Annotated in this window: 5 protein-coding genes and 1 pseudogene; 1 reads left to right on the top strand and 5 read right to left on the bottom strand. The window is 44.8% G+C overall.

Annotation, left to right across the window (positions count from 1 at the left end):
* Positions 1 to 617: 617 nt before the first annotated feature.
* The 5 genes from ACLR2L_RS18635 to ACLR2L_RS18615 form a co-directional block, all read right to left on the bottom strand.
* Positions 618 to 959 (bottom strand): hypothetical protein, encoded by a 342-nt coding sequence (locus ACLR2L_RS18635; RefSeq protein ID WP_413370334.1) that lies wholly within the window; start codon positions 957 to 959, stop codon positions 618 to 620.
* A 105-nt stretch (positions 960 to 1,064) separates the two neighbouring features.
* Positions 1,065 to 1,727, bottom strand: a complete 663-nt coding sequence (locus ACLR2L_RS18630; RefSeq protein ID WP_413370333.1) for a DUF2314 domain-containing protein — start codon at positions 1,725 to 1,727, stop codon at positions 1,065 to 1,067.
* A gap of 80 nt (positions 1,728 to 1,807) precedes the next feature.
* The gene (locus ACLR2L_RS18625) at positions 1,808 to 2,200 is read right to left on the bottom strand and encodes a cupin domain-containing protein (RefSeq protein WP_413370331.1); all 393 of its coding nucleotides are present in this window, start codon (positions 2,198 to 2,200) and stop codon (positions 1,808 to 1,810) included.
* A gap of 194 nt (positions 2,201 to 2,394) precedes the next feature.
* On the bottom strand, positions 2,395 to 4,215 hold the full coding sequence (ggt, locus tag ACLR2L_RS18620; RefSeq protein WP_413370329.1) for a gamma-glutamyltransferase: 1,821 nt from the start codon (positions 4,213 to 4,215) through the stop codon (positions 2,395 to 2,397).
* Positions 4,169 to 4,933: an enoyl-CoA hydratase gene (locus ACLR2L_RS18615; RefSeq protein ID WP_413370327.1), complete on the bottom strand. Its 765-nt coding sequence runs from the start codon at positions 4,931 to 4,933 to the stop codon at positions 4,169 to 4,171. The genes ggt and ACLR2L_RS18615 overlap by 47 nt, the downstream gene beginning before the upstream one ends.
* Before the next feature lie 159 nt (positions 4,934 to 5,092).
* Between ACLR2L_RS18615 and ACLR2L_RS18610 the strand changes: the two are divergent.
* Positions 5,093 to 5,417 (top strand): annotated as a pseudogene (locus tag ACLR2L_RS18610) (rhombosortase); the annotation flags it as partial.

Raw genomic sequence — 5,417 nt, 5'->3', positions numbered from 1 at the left:
GCCTGGACGTCGGGCAGAAAATGGCTACTTAGTTAATAAAACCGATAGGCCAGACTTATAAAAGGATAACTTCCACCGTTATAGATGTTATAGCTAATCCCAGCGGTGAATCCGCTTTTTTTTGCGCCATTAAAATAATATTTGTAACCAATAGACACGCCGCGTTTGACATCATGTTCCACTTCAAAATAATCATTTAAATTAGAATCAATATGCAGAGTTCCAATATAGGAAGACAATGCATGATGTTTCTCAAAAAAATAATTACCGCCGACTCCCAGTCCGAATTTTTCACTATTTTTATTTGACGCGTAAAATAAGCCCGTAGCGAGATAAAGATCCAGATTATGGCAGGAGTTGGTAAATGAGCTTGCACACCAATACCGCCGTACTCGACACCAACGCCGGATTCAAGGAAAAACTTACTGTTCGCCGCAGATGAAAATGAAAAAAATAAAAGAGCAAAGCTAATAAATCGTTTTGTAAAGATCATATCGTTTTTAAGTCCGTGTTCGATGCGATAACAGAGCACCACCAGCAGGCAGTTACTCTTTCCTCATCATTTAATCAAAAGTGGTGCACTTATTATCTGAATTAGGGTCTGAATTTAGGATTTGCTATATCCCTTCTACGTAAATTAACAATACGCCATTTGGGTAATCCGGGCTGGGTTGCATGTAGTCAAATCGATATATCGACGCAGAAGAGATAGTGTTAATCGTTTCGTTACTTAACGCACTTGCACTTTTTCCATTGATATTGAGCAGCGGAACGTTTGCCACATCAATTTGCTCCATGCCTGGGATTGAGCGAATGATATTAGGGATATTTTGCATTAACTCGCCTTTTGCAAAGTTAATGGAATGATTGGAAGTGGTTTCTATACCTGAAGACAGTGGCAACTGGTGAGCCAAAACAGGTACAGAGAGTAACACAGAGAGTAAAATGACTTGTTTCATAACTACATTCCTTGTTTAAACTGTATCCACTTATCAGAACTTTAAAAACCAAATACGTTCCATCGCTCAAACGCCTACAGCTATGGTTTGGGTAAATTCCACTTGTTACCTACTTTCCGATTCCTGAAGGTCAACGAAGTTCCGGAGATGTTTAAGATATTTTTTGGGCACTTTTCCATGCTGTTTTTTATAGGCATTCACCATGGCAAGATGTGTATACCCTCCTTCACAATTACCCTGTTTATCAATAAGCATCCAATCCTGGATGTCAGAAACAGGAATTTTCTCCCGAATATCCAGATGTTCAATGGGATTAGGTGTGTAAACAGGTTCACTTACCAACGTCACAATAACTGAAGCATCTACCATGCTATGAGCGATACCCCATACGTGATCTGAACCGTCATTTGACTTAATAGCAAACTTTACAAAAGCATCTTTTTTGCCCTCACTAAGACCCGACTCCAGTCGATGCAATTCGCTGCGTGCACGAGCAATACATTGCTGATTGAAAACATCATCTTTATCAATGGCCACCACATCGATTGGTGGATAATAGTGCCACACCTTAGCAATGAAATAGGGATATAACACCAAGGAAAAACCGAAGGCTATAGGCGCGCCTAAATCTGGCCCAAAAAAATAATGCAAAACCCAATAGCTCGGGAAGAATAGTGTGAAAGAGAAAACTGCTATTCCCAATAGCCTCAGCATGTCATTTAACTTCCCTTTTAGGCCCTGACTTTTAAATAACAAAATCAGGAGCATTATGCCTGCATCTATAACTTGAACTCACCGTTAGCTGATACGTGGTTTCAGGTTCTACTCCACGTCAACACTGGAGCAAACTAAGGTCTCGACAATTCGGAGTGTTCGGTTCCTTCGCCTGGCGTAATAAACAAAACTTCGCAACGGGTGTTTACGCTTGCCGTATGCCAGGTATTGCGCGGAATGATGGTAAATGTACCCGGTTTATTCAGTGTTACTTGTTGTTCGGCATCGTGTTGACGTAACACAATATCTATTTCTCCGCTAAGCAGCACAATAATTTCATCGCCATTGGGGTGACGCTCCCACGATTGCCAGTTCTCTGTAAAGATATAAGCAGAAACCAGTTCGTGACCTGTAAAACCATTAAAATTCCGCTCCAGTCTGTTATATAGACCGGCGTCACACGGTTCGGTAACCGCACTTTTTTGCGGATTGATGACAACAAAATGATCAAAAAGCGAATTGGCCATACCTTGCCCAGTAAGCGATGCACCTGAAAATCCTAGCCTTGGTGAGAACAAAAGCTAAAATCTGAGTGGTTACAGAATAGGTTCATCATAGAGCGATTTGTTGCTTTACTTCAATACGGCTAATATTCATGCACACAGCAAAAAGCCACCCGAAGATGGCTTTTACTAACATACAAGATCACTCAACGGTTTATTTACCTGCCTACGGCTACGCCTTCCCGTCTTGGATCGGCTCCACCGAGGTAACCGTTTGGCACAACCTGGATCCCATGCAGGCCACTGTTCAGATCAACAATTTTTACGTTGTGACCCAAGGCTTCTAATGGCGCTTGTAATGCTTCAATGGGCGTGCCCTTTTCCAGCGCAGTATAATCGTTGCGATTGGTGATTTTCGGCAGGTTAATGGCCTGTTGAATGTCCAATCCATAATCGATTACACCAATGAGGGTTTGTGCCACGTAGCTAACAATGCGACTGCCGCCCGGTGAGCCTACCAGCAATTCAAGATTGCCGTCTTTGTCGAAAACCATGGTGGGGCTCATCGCGCTTCTCGGGCGCTTATGGGGTTCAACCCTATTTGGCACCGGGAAGCGGTTTTCAGACGGTGAAAACGAGAAGTCAGTTAACTGATTGTTCAACAAAAAGCCTTCTACCATCAGGCCAGATCCAAACATAAACTCAACACTGGTGGTCATAGAAACGGCATTACCGGCTTTATCTACAATCACAAAATGACTGGTATTGGGTTGCTCCAACGTACTGCCTGCAATTACCTGAGTACTAAATGGTTCCCCTGCGCGGGCAAATCGCCATGGTTTGTCTGGTGCAATAAACTCACCACGACGTTCCAGGTAACCTTCATTAATTAAGGCTGCGTATGGCAGGTTAGTAAAATCACTGTCTGCAATAAACTTCTCGCGATCTGCAAACGCTAACGCACTGGCCTGAGTGTACAGGTTAGCAAATTCAGGGCTGTCTATGGCGTAGTCGGTTAAGTTAAAGCGCTCCAGTAGTTTAAGGATTTGGAACACATTGATGCCGCCTGAACTAGGCGGTGCCATTCCACATACCTGCTTGGTGCGGTATTCACCACATACCGCCTGGCGTTCAATCACTTTGTAATTGGCCAAATCCTCTTCATTCAGTACGCCGGGGTTAATATTGGCCGTTTGCACTGCTTTGGCAATCTTGGCCGCTAGTTCGCCTTTGTACATGTAATCTGTACCCTGCTCGGCGATGTTACGCAGCGTTTTACCCAACTGTGGATTTTTCTTCACGGTACCGGCTTTCAGCGGTAATCCTGCGGGGTAAAAATAAGTGGCAGTGGACGGGAAAGATTTCATGCCTTTGTGGTATTGCTCAGCCATGGAAACCAGTTGTTCAAGACGCTTGGATACCTTAAAGCCTTCTTCTGACGTAGTAATGGCATCAGTAAAAAGTGCTTTCCACTCAAGCTTGCCGTATTGCTGATGGGCGGTTTCCAGCGCTTTCATTACGCCAGGTACACCTACAGATTTTCCGCCAACTACCGCATCAATCCATTTCATGGGCTGACCGTGTTCCATAAACCAATAGGCATTGACACCGGCCGGCGCCATTTCACGTCCATCGAACGTATGCAATGTTTTGGTTTTGTTGTCCCAATACAGCATGAATGCACCGCCACCCACACCTGAAGACTGCGGTTCAACTAAGGTGAGCATGGCCTGAATGGCAACGGCCGCGTCTATGGCATTGCCGCCATTTTCTATGATGTTTTTGCCTGCCCAGGACGCATAAGGGTTAGCAGCCACAACCATGTACTCTTTACTGGCGAGCGCTTGCTTTTCGATGTATCCCGTAGCGGCTTCAGGTTCGCCCGCTTCGCGCGGAGCCTGCTGAGAAAAAGATGGAAAACTGGCAGACAGGGCCAAACACCCTGCCAGAATAAAACTACCTGTGCGACTACGACTCAAAATGAATCTTCCTCTATTTGAATTTTTCCGGGTTAATTGGTCGCTTATGCAGAAATGCATCAAACGCTTCCTGCGCAGCGTCAGTGCCCATTGCTTCAATGAAAATATCCAGTTCGTAGTCCATGTGCTGCTGGATGTCTTCTGCCTCGTTATTTAATAATGCTTTGGTTTGTAATAATGCAAATTTTGGTTTGGCCGCTAGTTTGTTGGCAACGTCGCTAACGGTGTCCCGCAAGGCATCGGGACCTACAATTTTTGTTACTAAGCCAAAATCGCTGGCATCCTGTGCACTAAAGGGTTCGCCCAGCATTAACCATTCACTGGCGCGACGGCGTCCTGCCATGCGAGGAATGATATAGCTGGATGCATACTCGGGTACTAATCCTAAGTTAATGAAAGGCAATACAAATCGAGTGCCCGTTGCACAATATACCAGATCACAATGTAACAGCATGGTTGTGCCAATGCCAACCGCTAATCCCGAAACTTCGGCGATTACCGGCTTTTTGCAGTTGGTTAACGCTTTCATGAAACCAACGGTTTCTGCCAGATGCGGATCATTGCCGTGATTGGCAAATCCAGAGATCTCATTACCAGCACAAAAAATGTCGCCATTGGCCCGAATTAGCACCACTTTGCAGGTGTCGCTGTTGTGGGCTTCAACCAGGGCATCGCCCATTGCCTGATACATATCGCGGGTTAACGCATTTTTCTTTTCAGGTCGGTTGATCACGATTTCCGTAACAGCGTTATTACGTGTAATTTGAATGTCTGACATTGAGGACTCCATTTTATATTGTGCTTAGCGGCGATCTGATGTTGTGCATCGGATTAGCTATAGCGTGCGAGGGTTAACACACTTACCGCAGATTAATTGGTACCAGATTCGTTTTTCGTTATCATAGCGCCCCACTTACCGATTCAAAAATTGATTCCAATGATAGTTGCGCTACCACTTAAACCACAGTTTAGCCTTGGTCCGGCAATATTGCTTGTTACTGTGATCCTGTTGTTTTTCATGGGTTCATCTACCACAGAGCTGCTGGCCTACGACCGCTATGCACTGGAAAGTCTGGAAACCTGGCGTTTATTGTCGGGTAATCTGGTACATACCAACGGCTATCATCTGTTGTTGAACGGCGCGGGCCTGTTTTTTTTATGGGCATTGCATGGCGAACACTACAAGCCATTACTGTTCATTAAGTTGTTTTTATGGTGTGGGCTGGGTACCAGTTTGGGGATCTATTTTCTGTCACCCTCAT

Origin of the sequence: Alteromonas sp. AMM-1, assembly GCF_047290655.1 — a bacterium.
Classification (GTDB): domain Bacteria; phylum Pseudomonadota; class Gammaproteobacteria; order Enterobacterales; family Alteromonadaceae; genus Alteromonas; species Alteromonas mangrovi.
This window is presented reverse-complemented; position numbering and strand designations above follow the sequence as displayed.

Excerpts from the sequence above, each read along its gene's own strand:
- ACLR2L_RS18635 (WP_413370334.1), bottom strand. The coding sequence starts at position 959 with ATGAAACAAGTCATTTTACTCTCTGTGTTACTCTCTGTACCTGTTTTG.
- ACLR2L_RS18630 (WP_413370333.1), bottom strand. The coding sequence starts at position 1,727 with ATGCTCCTGATTTTGTTATTTAAAAGTCAGGGCCTAAAAGGGAAGTTA.
- ACLR2L_RS18625 (WP_413370331.1), bottom strand. The coding sequence starts at position 2,200 with ATGGCCAATTCGCTTTTTGATCATTTTGTTGTCATCAATCCGCAAAAA.
- ggt (WP_413370329.1), bottom strand. The coding sequence starts at position 4,215 with ATGCATTTCTGCATAAGCGACCAATTAACCCGGAAAAATTCAAATAGA.
- ACLR2L_RS18615 (WP_413370327.1), bottom strand. The coding sequence starts at position 4,933 with ATGTCAGACATTCAAATTACACGTAATAACGCTGTTACGGAAATCGTG.